This is a genomic window from Pseudomonas haemolytica, assembly GCF_009659625.1.
GTDB classification, from domain to species: Bacteria; Pseudomonadota; Gammaproteobacteria; order Pseudomonadales; family Pseudomonadaceae; genus Aquipseudomonas; species Aquipseudomonas haemolytica.
In genome coordinates, this window is record NZ_VOIW01000005.1 from 301680 (window position 1) to 321073 (window position 19394).

The 19394-nt window shown below is 59.6% G+C and carries 18 protein-coding genes and 1 tRNA gene; 10 read left to right on the forward strand and 9 right to left on the reverse strand.

The window, feature by feature from the left end; all coding sequences use genetic code 11:
* Nucleotides 1-305 precede the first annotated feature (305 nt).
* Nucleotides 306-500: a hypothetical protein gene (locus tag FRT59_RS17975; protein ID WP_034119783.1), complete on the forward strand. Its 195-nt coding sequence runs from the start codon at nt 306-308 to the stop codon at nt 498-500.
* Nucleotide 501: 1 nt separating this feature from the next.
* On the opposite strand, the gene FRT59_RS17980 is transcribed toward FRT59_RS17975, so the two are convergent.
* Nucleotides 502-879 carry a fe2+ zn2+ uptake regulation protein gene (locus tag FRT59_RS17980; protein WP_034119782.1) on the reverse strand — a complete coding sequence of 126 codons (378 nt, stop codon included), beginning with the start codon at nt 877-879 and terminating at the stop codon, nt 502-504.
* Between the two features lie 237 nt (nt 880-1116).
* On the opposite strand from FRT59_RS17980, the gene pvdQ reads away from it, so the two are divergent.
* The 5 genes from pvdQ to FRT59_RS18005 all read left to right on the forward strand — a co-directional run bounded on the left by pvdQ (nt 1117) and on the right by FRT59_RS18005 (nt 6531).
* Entirely contained in the window at nt 1117-3396 is a 2280-nt protein-coding gene (pvdQ, locus tag FRT59_RS17985; RefSeq protein ID WP_198809784.1) for a bifunctional acylase PvdQ, read from the forward strand.
* A gap of 214 nt (nt 3397-3610) precedes the next feature.
* Nucleotides 3611-3684 (forward strand) — tRNA-Cys (locus FRT59_RS17990).
* 259 nt (nt 3685-3943) lie between these two features.
* Nucleotides 3944-4759, forward strand: a complete 816-nt coding sequence (locus FRT59_RS17995) for an META and DUF4377 domain-containing protein (protein ID WP_153871894.1) — start codon at nt 3944-3946, stop codon at nt 4757-4759.
* Between the two features lie 165 nt (nt 4760-4924).
* Entirely contained in the window at nt 4925-5434 is a 510-nt protein-coding gene (locus tag FRT59_RS18000) for a nuclear transport factor 2 family protein (RefSeq protein WP_153871895.1), read from the forward strand.
* Nucleotides 5435-5586: 152 nt separating this feature from the next.
* Nucleotides 5587-6531: a LysR family transcriptional regulator gene (locus FRT59_RS18005; protein ID WP_153871896.1), complete on the forward strand. Its 945-nt coding sequence runs from the start codon at nt 5587-5589 to the stop codon at nt 6529-6531.
* Nucleotides 6532-6590: 59 nt separating this feature from the next.
* On the opposite strand, the gene FRT59_RS18010 is transcribed toward FRT59_RS18005, so the two are convergent.
* The 3 genes from FRT59_RS18010 to FRT59_RS18020 form a co-directional block, all read right to left on the reverse strand.
* Entirely contained in the window at nt 6591-8177 is a 1587-nt protein-coding gene (locus tag FRT59_RS18010; protein ID WP_153871897.1) for a GMC family oxidoreductase, read from the reverse strand.
* A 176-nt stretch (nt 8178-8353) separates the two neighbouring features.
* On the reverse strand, nt 8354-8590 hold the full coding sequence (locus FRT59_RS18015; protein WP_198809742.1) for a helix-hairpin-helix domain-containing protein: 237 nt from the start codon (nt 8588-8590) through the stop codon (nt 8354-8356).
* 50 nt (nt 8591-8640) lie between these two features.
* Nucleotides 8641-8895 (reverse strand): hypothetical protein, encoded by a 255-nt coding sequence (locus FRT59_RS18020; RefSeq protein WP_153871898.1) that lies wholly within the window; start codon nt 8893-8895, stop codon nt 8641-8643.
* Nucleotides 8896-9038: 143 nt separating this feature from the next.
* Here FRT59_RS18020 and FRT59_RS18025 point away from each other — a divergent pair, with 143 nt between their 5' ends.
* The 3 genes from FRT59_RS18025 to FRT59_RS18035 all read left to right on the forward strand — a co-directional run bounded on the left by FRT59_RS18025 (nt 9039) and on the right by FRT59_RS18035 (nt 11969).
* Nucleotides 9039-9644, forward strand: a complete 606-nt coding sequence (locus FRT59_RS18025) for a LysE family translocator (protein WP_034119774.1) — start codon at nt 9039-9041, stop codon at nt 9642-9644.
* A 356-nt stretch (nt 9645-10000) separates the two neighbouring features.
* A complete protein-coding gene (locus FRT59_RS18030) occupies nt 10001-10984 on the forward strand; it encodes a GlxA family transcriptional regulator (protein WP_153839735.1) in 984 nt (327 codons plus the stop codon).
* A gap of 37 nt (nt 10985-11021) precedes the next feature.
* Nucleotides 11022-11969, forward strand: a complete 948-nt coding sequence (locus FRT59_RS18035; RefSeq protein WP_153871899.1) for an ADP-ribosylglycohydrolase family protein — start codon at nt 11022-11024, stop codon at nt 11967-11969.
* On the opposite strand, the gene FRT59_RS18040 is transcribed toward FRT59_RS18035, so the two are convergent.
* From FRT59_RS18040 to FRT59_RS18060, 5 genes are read right to left on the reverse strand one after another with little or no spacing between them, the layout of a single operon-like run.
* Nucleotides 11940-13187, reverse strand: a complete 1248-nt coding sequence (locus FRT59_RS18040; RefSeq protein WP_153839645.1) for an NAD(P)/FAD-dependent oxidoreductase — start codon at nt 13185-13187, stop codon at nt 11940-11942. The two genes, FRT59_RS18035 and FRT59_RS18040, sit on opposite strands and share 30 nt — an antisense overlap.
* 2 nt (nt 13188-13189) lie before the next feature.
* Nucleotides 13190-14761: an aldehyde dehydrogenase (NADP(+)) gene (locus tag FRT59_RS18045; protein WP_153871900.1), complete on the reverse strand. Its 1572-nt coding sequence runs from the start codon at nt 14759-14761 to the stop codon at nt 13190-13192.
* A gap of 58 nt (nt 14762-14819) precedes the next feature.
* Nucleotides 14820-15767 carry a dihydrodipicolinate synthase family protein gene (locus tag FRT59_RS18050; protein WP_034119768.1) on the reverse strand — a complete coding sequence of 316 codons (948 nt, stop codon included), beginning with the start codon at nt 15765-15767 and terminating at the stop codon, nt 14820-14822.
* Nucleotides 15768-15802: 35 nt separating this feature from the next.
* Complete coding sequence (locus tag FRT59_RS18055) at nt 15803-16729, reverse strand: 4-hydroxyproline epimerase (protein ID WP_034119766.1); 927 nt, start codon at nt 16727-16729, stop codon at nt 15803-15805.
* Nucleotides 16730-16740: 11 nt separating this feature from the next.
* Complete coding sequence (locus FRT59_RS18060; protein ID WP_153871901.1) at nt 16741-18366, reverse strand: APC family permease; 1626 nt, start codon at nt 18364-18366, stop codon at nt 16741-16743.
* 187 nt (nt 18367-18553) lie between these two features.
* Between FRT59_RS18060 and FRT59_RS18065 the strand changes: the two genes are divergently transcribed.
* The gene (locus FRT59_RS18065) at nt 18554-19363 is read left to right on the forward strand and encodes an AraC family transcriptional regulator (protein ID WP_034119981.1); all 810 of its coding nucleotides are present in this window, start codon (nt 18554-18556) and stop codon (nt 19361-19363) included.
* Nucleotides 19364-19394 lie beyond the last annotated feature (31 nt).

Here is a 19394-nt window from a genome sequence, read left to right on the forward strand (position 1 = left end):
AATTTTTGTGACTAAAGACGAACAGGTTGGGTTAGCCACGTGAGCTATTTGGCAGGCTGAGGCAGGTGGTTACGACGCACTGGTTGGGATAAAGGCGGGAGGGTGTTGTCGGGGCAAAGCGTCGCGCTTTGCGCTCTGGAAAGCGAGACGCTGTCTGATCAGTAAATCTGGCGCAGAACGAGCCAAAGCTTTTCATCGCCTGTAACATGTGGCCCTGGCGATTCCAGTCCACCCCCGTTAACGGGTATGTGCCTGGCATGTTCAGCGATTCAAAGTGGATACATTTTCAGTTTCAGGAACCCGTCATGACCCAAAAGCAACGCTTGAAATACTCGATTCTGATTTCCCTGGTAGTGCTGGGGGCGATGTTTGGTCTTTCCTATCTGCAGAACACCGGGGTTATCAGCGAAAAAACCTTCCAGTACCTGGCCATTGCGATTGCCGTGGTAGTGGTGGTGATCAACGGCATCATGCGCCGCAAGGTCAAGCCCAACTTCTGAGTCAGGCGCGACCTTCGAGCACTTTGGCAGCCTCTGCATGGAGGCTGTAGCTCTTATCGGCATTGAGGGTGATCACGCCCTCGCTGCACAGGCGCTTGAGCACCTCGCGCACGCTGAGAAACGACAATGGGATGCCCAGTTCCAGCAAGTGGCTGTGCACGCCCCGCACCCCCAGGGTGCGCTGGTTGTCGGCAGCGGTGAGCAGGGCGTCGATGACCTTCAGCCGAATCAGGCTGGTGCGCAAACCGAAACACTTGAGCAAATGGCGAATACGCTGGTTGCCCTGTTCGGGTACTTTGCCGAACGCTCGTGCGCCGTCGCCAAAGTCGGCATCGGCGTTCGGTGAATGTCCATCCGTGGGCACTTGCGGGTTATACATGCAAAAACTCCTTTTCAGAGCCTGATCAAGAAAAAGATGGCGCTCTTAGGTACTAAGACGAACGAGTGACGCAAATCATGAATCGATGCGTGTAGAAAATTCATCGGTATAGAATTTGTCACTCATTAATCGCCACGGTTAAACACCTCTCCCGGCTAAATTACTCTTCGCTGTTTGCGTTATTACGGTGGGGTAACTATCCCTCGTGAGGGTGTTCAATTTGACTGTGGAGTCGGCGTGATTATTTCCAACGGGTTGTCCAGGGTAGGCGTAGCAGGGCTGTTGCTGGGGTTGAGCCTGGCCGTATCGGCACGGGAACAAGTGACACAGGCGTCGGCGGATATCCGGCGTACCAGTTATGGCGTGCCGCATATTCGCGCCAACGACGAGCGTGGCCTGGGGGTCGGTATCGGTTACGCCTATGCCCAGGACAACTTGTGCCTGCTGGCCAATGAAGTGGTCACGGTCAATGGCGAGCGCGCCAGGTTTTTCGGTCCCGAACAAGCCACCCTGGAAGAGCGCAACAACCTCGCTAGCGATGTGTTCTTCACCTGGCTCAATACACCGTCCGCGGTGGCCGCATTCTGGAAGGCGCAAAGCCCGCAGATGCAGCAGCGCATCCAGGGCTATGTGGCCGGCTACAACCGTTATCTCAAGGAGCAGGGCGCGCCTGCACAGTGTAAGGCAGCCTGGGTGCGACCCTTGGTGGTTGAAGACCTGGTGAAGTTGACCCGCAGGCTGTTGGTGGAAGGAGGCGTCGGCCAGTTCGCCGAAGCCTTGGTGGGCGCGACTCCGCCTCAGGCCACCGCCGGTGTGCAACCGAGCGCCAAGGCATTTGAGCTGGCCGCGGCCAACCAGCAACGCTTCACCCTGGACCGAGGCAGCAATGCCGTCGCCGTGGGCCGTGACCGTTCGTTCAATGGCCGCGGCATGTTGCTGGCCAACCCGCACTTTCCCTGGGTAGGCGGCATGCGTTTTTACGAGATGCACCTGACCATCCCGGGCCAGTTGGATGTGATGGGCGCCGCGTTGCCCGGCCTGCCGGTGGTGAATATCGGCTTCAACCAGCACCTGGCGTGGACCCATACGGTGGACACGTCCAAGCATTTCACCCTGTACCGCCTGACCCTCGACCCCAAGGATTCCACCCGCTACATGCTTGATGGCAAATCCATCCCCTTGGACAAGAAGGCCGTGACGGTACAGGTCAAGCAAGCCGATGGCAGCCTCAAGGGCGTGACCCATAACGTCTACAGTTCGCAGTTCGGCCCCGTGGTGCAATGGCCCGGCAAGCTCGACTGGGACAGCCATTACGCCTTTAGCCTGCGCGATGCCAACCTGGGCAACGACCGGGTACTGCAACAGTGGTATGCGGTGAACCGCGCCGGCAGCCTCAAGGAACTGCAAACCTCGGTGCACACCCTGCAAGGCATTCCATGGGTCAACACCCTGGCCGCCGATGACCAGGGCCAAAGCCTGTACATGAACCTGTCAGTGGTGCCCAACGTCAGCGCCGCCAAGCTCGCCCAGTGCAGCGACCCACGGGCCGGGCTGCAAATGATCATGCTCGACGGCGCCCACAGTGCCTGCGCCTGGGACATCGACCCGCGTGCGGCCCAGGCCGGCATCTTCCCGGCCGATCAGTTGCCCCAGCTGCAACGCACCGACTACGTGCAGCATTCCAACGACTCCGCCTGGCTGGCCAACCCCAAGGCGCCGCTGACAGGCTTCTCGCCGGTGATCAGCCAGGACAACATCGGCCTCGGCCCACGTGCGCGCTTCGCTATCCAGCGCTTGCAGTCCCTGGACAAACACCCCATCGGCGTCGCAGACCTGCAAAACATGGTCATGGGCAACGAGGTGTACCTGGCGAGCCAAGTCATGCCCGACCTGCTGACGTTCTGCGCCAAACACCTGGGCGCCGATGCCGCGGCACTACAGCCGCTGTGCAGCAGCCTGAAAAACTGGGACCAGCGCGCCAACCTCGACAGCGGCGTGGGCCTGGTGCACTTCATCAACCTGATGCAGCACCTGCAGCAAGTCCCCGACGCCTGGCGCGTCGCCTTCGACCCAGCCCACCCGCTCACCACCCCAACCGGCCTCGCCATCGACCGCGCCCCCGTCGCCAAGGCCCTGCGCGAAGCCATGCTGGCCTCCAGCGCAGACGTCGACAAACTCGGCCTGAGCCGCTGGGGTGACATCCAAGTCTCCGGTCAAACCCCCATCCACGGCGGCCCGCAAGAACTGGGCATCTACAACGCCATGCAAACCGTCCCCCGCGCCGACGGCAAACGCGAAGTGGTCAGCGGCACCAGCTACCTGCAAATCGTCACCTTCGACGACAAAGGCCCCAACGCCATAGGCGTACTGGCGTTCTCCGAATCCAGCAACCCTGCGTCCAACTACTCAAAGGACCAGACCCAAGCCTTCTCCAAGAAAAACCTGCGCCCATTGCCGTTCACCGACGCCCAGATCAAGGCTGATCCGCAGTACCAAATCCAGACAGTGAAGGAGTAGGGCAGACCCGCAACCCCTTGATGCCAAGGCAGAATATTTTTTGAAATCAAGGGGTTGCAGGCATAGGCAAATAAGTACATAATGGCGCCCATCGAACGCAACGAAGCTTTAAAAACTTCAATGTATTCAATGAGTTAGAGTAGAGGCGCGCTTCACATAGCCCACTCAAGTTTGTATGCGGTGAATGTCAGCGACAAGGGCATTGACCGTTTGAGGCCGAGTAGCAAAATGGTTATGCAGCGGATTGCAAATCCGCCTACGCCGGTTCGATTCCGACCTCGGCCTCCACTCTTAAAAACCCCGTAGATTAACGTCTACGGGGTTTTTTATTATCTGGGATTTGGCAACCCTACCAGCGCCCTTATTCAGGGAAACTGAACGAAGCAGATGATGTCCGATTGCTATCGGTCAACGACGACTTCGCTCGAGCGGGCATTGGGTCTACGCTCAGTCAATGCCTCAGCGACCTCAACGTGCCGGTTTCGCCGCGCGTTTATCCTGCCAACGCAGGGTAACGCCCGTACTCATCAAGCTGAAAGAGTGAACCATGAAACAGAAAATTCTTCTCGTGGCCGTTTGTGCTGCACTGATCCAAGGCTGTGCCGCCCCGACCAAAAGCCATGAAGAATCACCTTCCATGCCCATGACTACCTCGACGGCTGTAGCCCAGCCAGCATTATCCGCTTACTACTGGAACCTGGTCTCGGCAACTGATGCTTCGGGCAAACCTCTCGTCGCTCTGGATAAAGGCATCGAGCGCAAGTTGCGCGTTTCATTCGGTGACCAGAACCTGAATATCAGCGGTGGTTGCAATCGCCAGTTCGGCGGCTATCACTATCAGGCAGGGGTTCTGAAGGTGCAGCCACTGGCCTCTACGCTTATGGCCTGCGACAAGAGCCTGATGGAGCTTGACGCTCAGGTAGGTCGACTGTTCAAGGGTGATCTGCGCGCCGTCATCACCGGCGATAACGCGGAGCCGATGCTGCAACTGACTACAGCGGATGGCTCGGTGCTCAAGCTGCAGGGCGAGGCCACCCCAGAGACCCGCTACGGTAGTAAGGGTGAGGTCAAGTTCCTGGAGGTAGCTGCCAAGACTGTCAAGTGCAGTCATCCTTTGATCCCTGGCTATCAGTGTTTGCAAGTGCGTGAGCGCCGCTATGACGACGCGGGCCTGCAACTCGCGACCCAGGACACATGGCATCCGCTGTATCAGTCTATCGAAGGCTTCGACCACCATGACGGCGTGCGCACCGTGCTGCGGGTTAAGGAATATGAATGGAAGAACCCGCCAGCAGACGCGCCTTCGAAGGTCTATGTCTTAGATCTGGTGGTCGAGCAGGATGCTTCTGGGACGGGTAAGTAAACAAGATCAACATCAGGCCGGTATCCATGAGCACATTGTGCATGCCGGCCTGTCGCGAGGTATTCGCGATACAGAGTGTTGCATCGCTGTCGCTAATCAAAATGTCCGCAGCGTGGGATATTGGGTGTGCATTATTTTTGTATTGCCCTGAATAGAGAGAACAGTATGAGCCCACGCAAAGAGTTACCAACCCACACCGCTGAACAGCGCGAACCTGAAGGTAGTAATGCTGGCGTGCTTACCGCGTTTATGCAGGCCTTGTTGTCCGGCGAAAACTATCAAAAGTATTTGGATGACAATGTCCACTACGTTTCTCTTAATAAACATAACGAAGAGTTGAGAAAGATCATGCCTTGGGCAGGCGAGCACCATGGCGTCGCAGAGTACGTCAGGATGCAGGACGTTATCGGGGGCTACTGTGATTTTGGTGAGTTTAGTGTGGATAAGGTGTTCGGGGTCGGAGAGGATGTTGCAGCGTTTGGCTGGTTTACTTATAGCGGCAAGAAGATTGGTAGTCTCATACAGACGCCATTTTCCATTCATGCCAAAGTAAGAAACAGCAAAATCGTCTACTTTCAGTTTTTTGAGGATACCTATGCCACTGCCAGTGCCTATCGAAGATCAGGCAAGTGGAATGTAGAGAACGGGCAGGGCGCGTCAGTGGTGGGTATTTAACACCCAAGCCATGGAGCTTCCCCGGCACGCCGTTTGCGGCTCTGTCGGATGTACGTTTCAGCCACATCCGCAGAGCCGCGTCGCTTAACTTCTAATCTTGAGCCGCTTAAGTAATGATAGTGTGAATACTGAATGCAAAACAGGTAGCCGGCATGCGAAACATCGTTGCGTCTTCGATTCAGCTGACCCGCGAAGCGGGAGGGCTGGAAGACCTGTTTTACTTCGCATGCGTTGCGGAGTTTGGAAGCTTTTCGGGTGCCAGTCGTGAGTTAGGCGTGTCCAAGTCACTGCTTTCCAGGCATGTAGATGCGTTGGAGAAAAAGCTGGACGTGCGATTGATAGAGCGGTCCACCCGCAAGCTGTCCCTGACGAACTCTGGACAACTGCTCCTGCCGCATTGCCAAGCGATTCTTGAGGAGCTGGACGCTGCACGCGATACCATTGCTCAGGTGCGCTCCAATCCTCACGGTCTGATTCGGGTTGGTTGCCCCGTCAGTGTTTCATTGCATCTTATAAGACCGCGGCTAAGCGGTTTTCTGGCCCGATACCCGGACGTCAGGCTAGAAATGGTGGTGACGAATCGGGCTATTGATCTCTATGCCGAAGGCATCGATCTGGCGCTGCGTGTGCGTTCGGACATGGACGAGCCTGGCGGCGTGATCGTCAAGCCCTTGGCCAGGGTGGCACGTATCCTCGTCGCCTCACCGAGCTTTCTTGAACGCTTTCCTATAGCGGGGCCGGATGACCTGTCGAGTGTGGCGACGTTGGATATCAGTTCCAGCACTGGCCGGCACAATTGGATGTTGCAGGCACCTGAAGGCTCCCACAAATCCATAGAGCACCTGCCGCGCTTGATCAGCGACGACCTGGATACATTGCGTGACGCAGCAATAGAGGGCTTGGGGATTGGGCTCTTGCCGCGTTTCATGTGCAAAAGCCATTTGGACGAAGGTCGATTGGCCGCCGTATTGCCTGAGTGGCATGCCAAATCGGCCACCTATTACGCAGTCGTGCTGTCCCGTAAGGGGATGCGCCCAGCCATACGTGCTTTTCTGGATTTTCTGGATGAGACCCAGCGTGAAATCGTGGAAGTGTAGGGCAGCCCCGACTCTGTTTAGCCTGCAGCCATGCAAAACGGCTGCAGGCTCATTGCCTGTCAGGCTTCCAACGGAGCTGCTCGCCGAATCATGTCGGCAATGTATTCGGCGGCCATGATCACTGTAGGGTTCGTCGCGACTGAAGGCACATCCGGGAAAATCGAGGCATCGGCCACTCTCAGTCCATTTACGCCTCGCACTCGACCTTGCTCATCCACCACAGCCAGTGGGTCATCGGCTTGTCCCATTGGGGCGCTGGAGGTTACATGGAGGGTTGAGTCGACATGTTTAACGATGGCTTGCTTCAGTTGCTCGATATCGGTTGGGACTCTGCTGCCATCGGAAAAGCTCATTGACACGGTCTGTCTTTTCAGCGGTTCTTGCGCCAGTATTTTGCGCATCATGCCCACGGCGTCTAACAATATTTGAATATCAGACTCAACGGACAGCAGGTTGAGACTAACCCGCGGTAATGCCTGCGGCTTTGCGCTTATCAGCTCAAGTTTGCCGCGTGCTTGAGGGCGACAGGCACACGCAATCACGCCGAAGGCTTTGCCAGTAGGAGACTGAGCCAAATTGGCAAAGTGATTGAAGCCAAGGTAAATGTCGAGTTGGTTAGGTGCAGCCATGGACGATTGTTCCCAGACCTTTGCGCCGATAGCAGGCAACACCGCACCATCGCCATCTATCGCCACCTGCAGGTACACATTTGGCTGATCCATCAAGGCTTGACCAACGGGTAGATCGACGACCCAATGAATACCCAGAGCGATAAGTTGCTCTTTCGGGCCTATACCGGAGCGAAGCAAGATCGCTGCGCTGCCAATGGCCCCGGCGGTCAATACAACCTGTGAAGCGCTGATTTTACGGCCATTGATCAACTGCACGCCGCACACGGTTAGCTTGTTGAACAGCACCTTATCGATCTCAGTGTTATCCAGAATATGCAGGTTTTTGCGCTGACGAACGTTGTCTGTCAGATAAGCCATGGCAGTGTTGACGCGAATCTCTCGGTCGTTTTTATCCGGCGCAGGATTGCTGGTGTCATCCTTGATATTCAGTGGATAAATGCCTACCCCCTTAGGAAAGGGTTGGTTGATATCGTCGATGTCATCGAAGCCGGCCTGTAACGCTGCATCAATGAACGCTTGCGCGGTTTTGCTCAAGTCGGTTTTTTTACGCAGATGAACAGGAATAGGTCCGCTGCGCCCATGCCATTGATCATCACCGAAATCGCTGGTTTCAGATTTTTTGAAATAGGGAAGCACTTGCTCATAGCTCCAACCCTGCAAGCCTGCCGCCGTCCACCGATCGAAGTCGGATCTTGGCGCCCGAGCGAAAGCCGCTGCATTGATAGCTGAACCGCCACCCAGTATTTTTGCACGCAAGCCGCCAGTGGCCGTCGATGAATCGATATTCAGCGTGTGGGGCCAGGTGGAACTTGCATCACCGCCCACATGACGGGCCAATGCGATGTTCGGGGGAAAGGTTGTAGACGTGTAGGCGGTGCCTGCCTCAATCAGCAAGACGGATTTTTCCGGGTCTTCGCTGAGTCGGCTGGCCATGACGGCCCCAGCCGAACCCGCGCCAATGACGACAAAGTCATAGTGCGGGCAATCGATATCAGGGTTTGTTGATCTATTCATTAGCCTGTTCCCTCTTCATATAGTCAAGATAAGAGGTAGGGTAGGCAGGTGGTGAAGAGAGCAGAAGCACCAGAATTCGGAAGCTCTGTTGCAAGAACGTTACTAATACCGGCTGATTACAGCGCTGGTATACGCTCGAGTGCTTTTCGGTTTTGCACATTCCTTGCCGAGTTTTTTCATCTTGCCGCCTTCGCAAGCTCTACCGCCGCAGCGATCGCCGCCCGCGCCTGGGGGCTGTTCTTCCAGCACGTAGACCCCAAGGCCGCGGAGGCTTGCGCCAGAATATCCCCGACCTCCGCTTTTGCGAGTTCGTCCATCGACTCAATACCCATCTGCTCCAACCGAGTAATGACGGTAGGGCCCACACCCTTGAGCGCGAGCAAAGCCGTTCTTTCTTCCAATGAAAATGGCACGCGTAAATTCCTTTTTGAGTTTATGAAAGTGCACTCGACCTGGTGGACGTTCACACAGTCTCTGAGCGGATGATACGTTGCTCCTTCACCTCACCCGCGTACCGGCCAATCTTTTCCTGCTGCGCCGTCAGCAGTTCGCACATTTTCATCAGCGCCACCGCTTCACTGGGTGTTCTACCGCAGGCGGCCAGCGCCGTCAGTTCAACCACTGACCAGCCGATAACCGCCGCGGCATTTTCCAGGTCGTAAAACAGTTCTTGCTGGGCGGTTCTGGGGCCGTCGAGCCCTTGGATCAACTCTTCCATCTGCTTCTGCGCCTGTTGTTGCTGTAGGTATCAGTCGTTTTGCCGCAAAGTGTATTCCTCGATTCACCCCTATCTGTACGGGGTGGCTCGCTCCATTACCCATTAATGTCGCAAGCATGCCACCAATGCTCGGATGCCGCGCCATGTTCATGTCTACCAGCTTGTTATCAGCCTTTGTGCTGTTCGCTTTTGTGTCTTCGATCACCCCCGGCCCCAACAACACCATGTTGCTGGCGTCAGGTGTGAACTTCGGCTTTCGCCGCTCGATGCCCCATGCGCTGGGGATCAGCATAGGCTTCATGCTGCTGGTGATTTGCGTGGGGTTGGGCTTGGGCGAGGTGTTCAAGGTGTTCCCGTGGGCCTACACGCTGTTGCGTTATGTTGGCGCCGCGTACTTGCTGTATCTGGCGTGGAAGATCGCCAATGCGGGTGGCATGTCCGACAGCCAGGATGAACAGGGCAAACCGATGACGTTCCTTGGCGCGGCGGCGTTCCAGTGGGTCAACCCCAAGGCGTGGATCATGGCGCTGGGGGCGATCACCACCTACACGCCGGCCGAGGGTTATGTCACCAATGTGCTGGTGATCGCCCTGGTGTTCGCCGTGGTGAACCTGCCGAGTGTGTGCGTATGGGTTGGCTGCGGCAGCGGCCTGCGCAATGTGCTGCGCGAGCCGCGCTGGTTGCGGGTGTTCAATTGGTCCATGGCTGGGCTGTTGGTGTTGTCGCTGTACCCGATGCTGTTTGTCTAGACCGGCGAGATAGTTGCTAGCAAGCCGATACCGATGGTCAGCACCAAAAAGCCGAACAGGAAAATTGCCATCTTGGTCATAAGGCCTCCGAAGGGAAGGGGGCGACAGAAATGTCGGGATGGGGCCTATTGTCCGCCTCGCACAGTTTTCAATACAGGCGCAGATGGCAAAGAAAAAACCGTATCAGATTGCCCGGCAGCGCCTGGGCCGCGGCTTTTCAAGCGAACAGGTTTTATCAAGATCAGCCCTGTGCGTCGCCTGAGACAGCCAGGGTGTTTGCCCCTAAGATAGCGCCCACTGCATCAACAATAAGAGTGGGCCAACCCTCGATGGAAAGACGCCAGTTCAGCGGTGGCATGCAAGGCAAGAACCTGCGCTACCTCAATGACCCCTCCCAGCAATCATCGTCGGTCACCCGCGTCGGTTTCCTGCTGCTTGAACACTTCTCCCTGCCTGCCTTCACCCAGACCCTCGACACCCTCGTGACCGCCAACCTGCTACGCCCCGAGCTGTTCGCCTCGCGCACTTTTGGCTGGGGTGAAGGCGAAGTCATCAGCGACCTTGGCCTGGTCATCCGCCCCGATGCCAGCCTTGAATTGGCGGCCTTGCAGGACTTGGACCTGCTGGTCATCTGCGGTGGTTTTCGTACAGAACTCAAGGCCAGCGACCCGTTCATCCAACTGTTGCGCAGTGCAGCCGAAACGGGTATCAGCCTCGCGGGTTTATGGAACGGTTCGTGGTTTCTCGGCCGTGCCGGCCTGTTGCAGGGCTACCGTTGCGCCATCCACCCCGAACACCGTCCAGCGCTGGCGGAAGTGTCAAAAGCGGCCCAGGTTACCAGCGAACCCTATGTGATCGACCGCGACCGCCTCACCGCGTCGAGCCCCTCCGGTGCCTTCCACATGGCCCTGGACTGGATCAAGAGCCTGCATGGCAAAGCATTGGTCGAAGGCATCGAAGACATCCTGGCGTTCGAAGAGTCGCGCTACCGCCGCATCAAACCGACCGAAAACGTCTGTGTCAGCGCACCGCTGCGCGAAGTGGTGAAGTTGATGGACGCCAACCTTGAAGAGCCCCTCGAACTCGACCAGCTCGCCGTCTACGCCGGCCGCTCCCGCCGCCAGTTGGAGCGTCTGTTCAAAGAACAACTGGGCACCACGCCGCAGCGCTACTACATGGAACTGCGGGTGACCGAAGCACGACGACTGTTGCAGCACACCGAGTTATCCCAGGTGGACGTGCTGGTGGCGTGCGGGTTTGTCTCGCCGAGCCATTTCAGCAAGTGCTACAGCGCGTATTTCGGATATCGCCCCTCCAAGGAGAAGCGGTTGGTCAAGTAGCATGGGCGCAGTTGCAGGGTTTTCTCAAGGAGTGACAATGGCCATCACGCTTATAGATCGTTATCGCGGCAGCTTGCTTGGGCTGGCCTGTGGCGACGCCGTAGGCACCACGGTTGAATTCATGCCTCGTGGCACCTTTTCCCCCGTCACGGATATGCTCGGAGGTGGGCCGTTCAATCTCAAACCCGGCCAATGGACTGACGACACATCCATGGCACTGTGTCTGGCCGAAAGCTTGTTGCACAAGGGTGGCTTTGACGCGACAGACCAGATGGGGCGTTATCTGAACTGGTGGAAATGGGGCTACTTGAGCTCCACCGGAGAGTGTTTTGATATTGGCATGACGGTTCGCGAAGCGCTGGGGGCATTCCAGCAAAGTGGCGAGGCTTTTGCGGGTTCAACGGATCCGTATTCCGCCGGCAATGGTTCGATGATGCGTCTTGCGCCTGTGGTGTTGTTCTACTTTCCTGATTTGGAGAAAATCCGCCTATTTGCCGCGCAAAGCTCACGCACTACCCATGCGGCCCAGGAGGCAGTCGAGTGTTGCCTGCTGCTGGCCGAGGCCGTCAGCAACGCCCTGGGGGGTGTTTCGAAGGAGCAAGTGCTGAGATTCTCAAATACCTCACTGTCTGCCCCTAAGGTAGCGGCTCTTGCCCGCGGCGATTACCGCGGTAAGACGCACGCTGAAATCGTTGGTTCAGGTTATGCGGTGGCATCGTTGGAGGCTGCATTCTGGTGCTTCGACAACAGCGCCAGCTTTGCCGAAGCGGTTCTCGCCGCAGTAAACCTTGGGGATGACGCCGACACCACCGCCGCAATCGTGGGGCAACTAGCGGGTGCGTATTATGGCGTCCACGCTATCCCTATCGGTTGGTTGGGCCGGTTGTGGATGCGCGATGAAATCCAAGAGGCTGCTGATGCGTTATACAGCGCCTCGCTCCTACATGGGCAAGCTTCAGAACCGATCCAGCCCATAGGGCCTTAACTCAGCCACTGGCTCTCCCGCCGCCAACTGCCCAACCCTCTCGGCCGTCACCGCCGCCTGTGTCAGCCCTAAATGCTGATGACCAAACGCAAGCAGCACCTTGCCCTCGCACACCCGGTCAATGATCGGCAACGAGTCGGGCAGGGAGGGCCGAAAGCCCATCCAGGGCGTTGCGTCGCGGTCGTTCAGTTCATGGCGAAACAGGCCTTTGCTCAACCGGTGCAGTTGCCAGGCCCGTTGCATATTCGCCGGGCGGTTGAGGCCTGCGAATTCGACCGTTCCCGCCAGGCGCAAGCCACCGGTCATGGGCGTCATGATGAACTTGCGTTCCAGCGAGGTGACGGCGAAGGGCAGGCGCTGGTGCTCGTGGGGCAGCATCAGGTGGTAGCCACGCTCGGTGTCCAGGGGCACCTGTTTGCCGGTCAGGGCGGCGGTGAGTCTGGCCGAGTGGGCGCCGCAGGCGATCAGTACTTGGCGCGCTGTCCATGCGCCTTGATCGGTCATCAGCGAAACGCCGCGGTTTTCCAGACGCCCATCCAAAACCCGTTGCTGGTGGAATTGCACACCCTCGGCCTTGGCCGCGTTCACCAGCGCGCCGACCACGGTGTAGGGGTCGAGAAAGTGCCCGGTACTTGGGAAAAACAAACCGCCTTGAATCGCGTCGCTCAATTGCGGCGCTGCCGTGCGCACCGCATCGCCGCTCCAGAATTCCACAGCGACGCCTTGCTGCCTCATGCGTTGCTGCAATGCATCCAGGGCGACGCGGGATTCGGCGCGCTCGAACACCAACAGCGAACCGTCTTCACGCAGCAGTTGCGCTTGCCCAATGGAGTGCAGCAAACGTTGCCACGCACCCAGGCTGCTTTCATTCAATGCGCGAAGGCCGGCTACGGTGCGCTGGTAGCTCGCCGGCCGCAGGTTCAGCAGCAGGCGGATAAACCAGGGCAGGGCGCGGGGCAAGTAGGTCCAGTCCAGGCGTAGCGGGCCCATGGGGTCCAGGAGCATGGCCGGCAAACGCTTGAGGATCGACACGTCCGCAATGGGAAACACCTGCTCTGTCGCCAGGTGACCGGCGTTGCCGTAGGAGGCGCCCATGCCCGGCGCCTGCGCGTCGATCACCCGCACTTGCCGGCCCTGGCGCGCCAGCTGCAAGGCACAGGCGACGCCGATAATGCCGGCGCCGACCACCACGATGTCTGCTTGATAGGGTTGGGCCATGGCTACGCCTCTCTCTGGCCGTCGAGCAGGCGCCGCAACAGCAGCGGGTTGCTGTGCTGGAGCGCGTGGGGCAGCAAGGCGTCCGGGAAGTCCTGGTAGCACACCGGGCGCAGGAACCGCAGGATCGCCGCCGTGCCCACCGAGGTACTGCGCGCATCCGACGTCGCCGGGAACGGCCCGCCGTGCACCATCGCGTCGCAAACTTCCACGCCGGTCGGCCAGCCGTTGACCAGCAGGCGCCCAGCCTTGCGCTCCAGCACCGGCAACAGCGCCCGGGCCTGTGGCAGGTCGTGCTCATCCACATGCAAGGTGGCGGTGAGTTGACCTTCCAGGTGTTCGGATACCAGGCGCATTTGCTCGGCATCGCGGCATTCCACCACCAGCGAGGTCGCGCCGAAGACTTCGGCTTGCAGGTGTTCGTTATTCAGGAACGCCTGGGCCTGGGTCACGAACAGGTGGGCCTGGCCCTGGTTCGGCCCGCTGGCCGCCAGGCCCTTGGCGGCGACCTTGGCGTGCTTGGCCAATGTACTTACGCCGGTTTCGTAGGCACTGAAGATGCCTGGGGTGAGCATGGTCTGGGCCGCGCAACCGGGGAGCAAATCACTGGCGACTGTGATAAAGCGCTCGAGGGCAGCGCCTTGCAGGGCGATCACCAGCCCAGGGTTGGTGCAGAACTGGCCGGCGCCCTGGGTCAGCGACGCGACGAACCCCTCGGCCAATGCTTGCGCCCGTGCTTCAAGCGCGGCAGGAAACAGGTACACCGGGTTGATCGAACTCATTTCCGCGTACACCGGGATCGGCTCCGGGCGTGCCTGGGCGGCCTGGCACAGTGCGACACCGCCGCTGCGCGAACCGGTAAAGCCTACGGCCTTGATCCGCGGGTCGGTCACCAAGGCGATACCCACTTCGTTACCCGAGCCGTAGAGCAGTGAAAACACGCCCTCGGGCAAGTCACACTGTTTTACCGCTTGCGCAATGGCGCGGCCCACCAGCTCGCTGGTGCCAGGGTGAGCGCTGTGAGCTTTTACGACCACCGGGCAACCGGCCGCCAGTGCCGAGGCGGTATCGCCGCCCGCCACGGAGAAGGCCAGGGGAAAGTTGCTGGCGCCAAACACTGCCACCGGGCCCAGGGCGATATGGCGCTGGCGCAGGTCGGCACGGGGCAGGGGTTGGCGTTGGGGTTGCGCAGTATCGACGCGCACGTCGAGCCATTCACCCAGGCGCACGGTGCGGGCAAAGGCGCGTAGTTGGCCGCACGTGCGGCCGCGTTCGCCTTGAATGCGTGCGCTGGGCAGGCCGGTTTCGGCGCTGGCGCGTTCGACCAGCTCATCGCCCAGGGCTTCGATGTTGTCGGCGATGGTTTCAAGAAACCTGGCGCGATCTGCCAAGGCGGTTTCGCGGTACGTGTCGAAGGCGTCCCACGCCAGTGCACAGGCCTGCTCGACCTGTTCGCCATCGCCGCCGGCGTAGGCGGGTTCCAGTGGCGTGTCGGTGGCGGGGTTGATGGCCCGGATCGCATCGCGATGGCCGGAAAGGGATTGCTGACCGATCAGCATCTTGCCCGTCAGAGTCATGGGGTCATCCTGGAAATTAGGGGGGTGTAGGAGCGAGCAAGCTCGCTCCTACAGAAAATCAAGCGACGTTCTGTTCAGCCGACCAGTTGGCGTACCACTGGCGGAACAACGCGTACTGCTGCTCGGCATACCGACGCTGGGCAGCGCTGAGCACATCGGTTTCGTTGAAGTGCAGGGCGTAACCTTGATCCCCGTTGAGGACCATCAGGTGTTTGTAATACAGCACCAGGTCGCAGCCTTCATCGAACGACGACAGCACCGCCAGCGCGGCTTCCAGTTCGCGGGCCTGGCGACGGGCCTTGGCATCGCCCTTGGCGGCTTTTTTGCTCAGGGCCACCAGTTGCAGCACTTCCCGTGGCAGCGCGTTGCCGATGCCGGTGATGGCGCCGGTGGCGTTGCAGTTGACGAAACCGTGTACCACCTGGGTGTCGACGCCGACCATCAGGGTCACGTCATCGTCCTGGGAGGTGATGTTTTCCGCGGCGTAGCGCAGGTCGGCAGCGCCGCCGAACTCCTTGAAGCCGATCAGGTTCGGGTGTTCGCGGCGCAGTTCGAAGAACAGATCGGCGCGGGTGGCGAAACCGTAGTAAGGGCTGTTGTAGATCACCGCCGGCAGGTTGGGCGCGGCGTTGAGGATCGCCGCAAAGTGGGCCTTTTGTGCGGTGACCGAAGCCCCTCGGGACAGCACACGCGGAATCACCATCAAGCCATGGGCGCCGACGTTGGCGGCATGGGCTGCGTGGGCCACCGCCTCACGGCTGTTCACCGCGCCGGTGCCAACGATGGTCGGTACGCCAGCCGCGACCAGGCGCGCCACGCCTTCCTGGCGTTCGGCTTCGGTGAGCAACGGCCAGTCGCCCATGGAGCCGCAATACACCACTGCGCTCATGCCGATATCGATCAGTTCGCGGCCCTTGGCGACCAGCGCGTCGAAGTCCGGCTTACGCTTGGCGGTGCAGGGGGTCATCAGGGCAGGCATGCAGCCGGTGAAGATGTTGTCGCTCATGGTGCTAACTCCATTCAGGTCGATAAATAAAAGGCTCAAATGCCCCAGGCAAACGGGTCCTGCTCGTCGATCAGCAGCGTGCTGTCGGCAGTCATGTAGGCGCGGCCGGTGATGAACGGGCGCACGCGTTCGCCGTCCCATTCATAACGGCCCTGGAACTGGCTGCCGGTGATGCTGGCCTGTACCCACGGCTCTCCTTCGGCAAGTTTTCCGTCGGCGGCCAGGCAGGCGAGCTTGGCGCTGGTGCCGGTGCCGCAGGGTGAGCGGTCGTAGGCTTTGCCGGGGCACATGACGAAGTTGCGGCTGTCGGCGTGGGGGGCGTCGGCGAACAGTTCGATATGGTCGATCAGTGCGCCATCGGCGCCGTGGATGCCCTGGGCCTCAAGGGCCTTGAGCATCGCCCAGGTGTAGTCGGTCAAGGCATCAACGTTGTCCATCTGCAGCGCCTGGCCGTGGTCCGACACCAGGAAAAACCAGTTGCCGCCCCAGGCAATGTCGCCCAGCACCACACCATGCCCAGGCACCTCAACCGGCACCTGTTGGCGGTAGCGGTAGGCGGGCACGTTGCGCAGGGTCACGCTACCGTCTTCGTGCAGTGTGGCCGCCACCGGGCCGACTGGCGTGTCGAGGGTGTGGACGCCTGGCGCGATCAGCCCGAGGTAATGCAGTGAGGCGACCAGGCCGATGGTGCCGTGGCCGCACATACCGAGGTAGCCGGCGTTGTTGAAGAAGATCACCCCGCAGGTGGCGCCCGGCGTGACCGGCGCGCAGTACAGTGCGCCGACCAGTACATCATTGCCCCGTGGCTCCAGCAGGCAGGCGCGGCGCCATTGATCGTGATGGGTGCGCAGGTGGTCCAGTTGATCGGCGATGGAGGTACCCACCAACTCAGGGAACCCGCTCATCACCAGGCGCGTAGGTTCGCCGCCGGTATGCGAGTCAATCACGTGCAGCCGTTTCATAAAGCGCTCCATCAGTGGGTAGTCGGGGACAGTGGGGCGCTGTAAGGCGCGTCGCTGACGGTTTCGCTTTCGTCATCTTCGTGTTCCAGGCGCACCAGGTGGGCCGGCACGCCAGTGGCGGCACCCCAGTAGTAAATACCCAGGGCGCAGGCCGCCACGACCAGGGTGTCAAACGGGTGGCTGATCACACCGATACCGCCAAAGCTGCCGAGCTTGGAGAGCAGGATGGTCACGGCGTAGAAACCGATCAGCCAAGCGGATGAGCGCACTTGTTGTTTGAGGTTCAGGTGCGCGGTCGGCACCCAGCGAGCGCACAGCAGGTACACCACAAACATCAGGATTTGCAGGCCCAACAGCCAGGACACCGTGCTCCAGCCCGACCAGTACACGATCAGTGCAGCGATGATGAACGACAGCGGGCCTAGCGCCGCCATGCCCTTGACCCGGAACGGGCGCGCCATGTCCGGTGCATTGCGGCGCAAGGCGGCGACGGTCACCGGGGCCACGGCGTAACTGAGGATCAGCGCGGCGGACACTACGTTGATCAGCGCTTCCCACGACGGGAACGGCAGGGTCCAGAACACCGACAGGCCGAAGGTCAGCCACAGCGCCGGGCGCGGGATGCCGGACTTTTCATCGATGCGCGTGAAGATCTTGAAGAAGGTGCCAGTCTGCGCCCAGCCATACACCACGCGCGGGGTGGCGTTCATGTAGATATTGCCGCAGCCACTGGGGGAGATCACCGCATCGGCCACCACCAGGTAGGCCAACCAACCCACGCCTAACGCCAGGGCGATATCGCGATAGGGCAGGGCCAATTCCTTGCTGATCCCGGCCCAGCCATTGGCGAGCATTTCGGTGGGCACGCCGCCGAGGAACGCAGTTTGCAGCAGCACATAGATGGCGGTCGACAGCAGCACCGAGAGGATCAAAGCGATGGGTATGGTGCGCTGCGGGTTCTTTACTTCGCTGGCCACCGAAATGATCGGCGTCAGCCCCAGGTAGGCGAAAATCACACCGCCGGCCGACACCGCCATCTCGATGCCGGAGAGACCAAAGGGGGCAAAGCCATGCACCTGGAAATTCGCCGGCTTGAAGAAGGTGAACAGCACACCGATCACCAGCAGCGGCACGATGAACTTGAACACGCTCACCAGGTTATTGGCGATGGCGAAGGTCTTGACGCTGCGGTAATTGAGGATAAAGAACAGGCACAGCAGCGCGAACTGGACCAGCCAGCCCAGGGTGGTCGGATCGCTGGAACCGGCTTTGGTCAGCTCGGGAAACCACGCCGCGGCGTATTGGCGCGAGGCAACCACTTCAATTGCCACCAGGCTGGAAAACGCGATCAGCGTGATAAAACCCATCAGGTAGCCCAGCAGCGGGCCATGGGAGTACACCGGGTAGCGCACCACGCCACCGGCGCGAGGCAGGGCGGCGCCGAGTTCGCAGTAGACAATGCCCAGCAGCAGCACCGCGAAACCACCGAGCAACCAGGAAAAAATCCCTGCCGGGCCTGCGATGGCAGACACATGACTGGCGGCGAATAACCAACCCGAACCGAAGATGGCCCCCAACCCGATAAAAGTGAGGTCCATCAGTGACAGCTGTTTCTTGAACTTGCCTTGGCCTGACATAGCGGCGCCTTCTTGTGAGTTATTGGATAGGCATGCAGTGGCGCTATCGTGAACCCGTCAACCTTGCGGCGATTGATGTTTTGCGTTGGGATGGATGACGAATTCAGCACACTTTTCCGCGCTCGACAGCGGCCCGGCACATGGCGCAATCTGCGGGTTGTCGACAAATCAAGGGGCGATGAAAGTCATGTTGCAAAGCGCGTTTGCGAGCCTTTTCCAGGGCAGCCGCCCCCACACCATCGAGCAGCTATTGAGCGGTGTAGAGCAGTTATTGCCGATGCTCGACGTGCTGCCTAATGCTGCAATCTTTATCAAGGACATCGACGCCCGCTACGTGCTCGCCAACCGCACCCTGGTGCAACGCTGCGGCCTCAGGCAGTTGCAGCCGCTGCTGGGCAAGACCAGTGCCGAAGTGTTCCCCGCGCAACTGGGGCCGGGCTATACCGAGCAGGACCGGCGCGTGCTGGAACAGGGTTTTGTATTGGAAGACCAGCTTGAACTGCACCTCTACGGCACCCGCGAACCTGGCTGGTGCCTCACGCACAAGTGGCCGTTGTACAACCATCTTGGCGCGATCATCGGCCTGGCCGGGATTTCGGTCGACCTGCAATCGGCCAGCGAAACCCACCCGGCCTATCAGCGCCTGGCGGCAGTGGATGAACATATCCGCAGCCACTTCAACCGCCGCGTCACCCTGGGTGAATTGACGCGCATCGCCGGGATCTCCGTAGCGCAACTGGAGCGCTACTGCAAACGCGTATTCCACCTCACGCCGCGGCAGATGATCCAGAAAGTGCGCCTCGAGCATGCACGCCGGCTGTTGCATACCGAGCTGCCAATAACCGAGGTGGCGTTGCAATGCGGATACACCGACCACAGCGCGTTTACCCGACAGTTCAAGGCGCTGACCGGGTTTACGCCCAGGCAGTATCGGCAGGCGACGCAAGCGGAGGGAGCAGACGAAGGTCCAATGTGGGAGGGGGCTTGCTCCCGATAACGAAGGATCAGATAAAAATAGGCTGACTGAC

Coding starts and splice junctions, on each gene's coding strand:
- FRT59_RS17975 (WP_034119783.1), top strand. CDS start 306: ATGACCCAAAAGCAACGCTTGAAATACTCGATTCTGATTTCCCTGGTA.
- FRT59_RS17980 (WP_034119782.1), bottom strand. CDS start 879: ATGTATAACCCGCAAGTGCCCACGGATGGACATTCACCGAACGCCGAT.
- FRT59_RS17995 (WP_153871894.1), top strand. CDS start 3,944: ATGAAACAGAAAATTCTTCTCGTGGCCGTTTGTGCTGCACTGATCCAA.
- FRT59_RS18000 (WP_153871895.1), top strand. CDS start 4,925: ATGAGCCCACGCAAAGAGTTACCAACCCACACCGCTGAACAGCGCGAA.
- FRT59_RS18005 (WP_153871896.1), top strand. CDS start 5,587: ATGCGAAACATCGTTGCGTCTTCGATTCAGCTGACCCGCGAAGCGGGA.
- FRT59_RS18010 (WP_153871897.1), bottom strand. CDS start 8,177: ATGAATAGATCAACAAACCCTGATATCGATTGCCCGCACTATGACTTT.
- FRT59_RS18020 (WP_153871898.1), bottom strand. CDS start 8,895: ATGGAAGAGTTGATCCAAGGGCTCGACGGCCCCAGAACCGCCCAGCAA.
- FRT59_RS18025 (WP_034119774.1), top strand. CDS start 9,039: ATGTTCATGTCTACCAGCTTGTTATCAGCCTTTGTGCTGTTCGCTTTT.
- FRT59_RS18030 (WP_153839735.1), top strand. CDS start 10,001: ATGCAAGGCAAGAACCTGCGCTACCTCAATGACCCCTCCCAGCAATCA.
- FRT59_RS18035 (WP_153871899.1), top strand. CDS start 11,022: ATGGCCATCACGCTTATAGATCGTTATCGCGGCAGCTTGCTTGGGCTG.
- FRT59_RS18040 (WP_153839645.1), bottom strand. CDS start 13,187: ATGGCCCAACCCTATCAAGCAGACATCGTGGTGGTCGGCGCCGGCATT.
- FRT59_RS18045 (WP_153871900.1), bottom strand. CDS start 14,761: ATGACTCTGACGGGCAAGATGCTGATCGGTCAGCAATCCCTTTCCGGC.
- FRT59_RS18050 (WP_034119768.1), bottom strand. CDS start 15,767: ATGAGCGACAACATCTTCACCGGCTGCATGCCTGCCCTGATGACCCCC.
- FRT59_RS18055 (WP_034119766.1), bottom strand. CDS start 16,729: ATGAAACGGCTGCACGTGATTGACTCGCATACCGGCGGCGAACCTACG.
- FRT59_RS18060 (WP_153871901.1), bottom strand. CDS start 18,366: ATGTCAGGCCAAGGCAAGTTCAAGAAACAGCTGTCACTGATGGACCTC.
- FRT59_RS18065 (WP_034119981.1), top strand. CDS start 18,554: ATGTTGCAAAGCGCGTTTGCGAGCCTTTTCCAGGGCAGCCGCCCCCAC.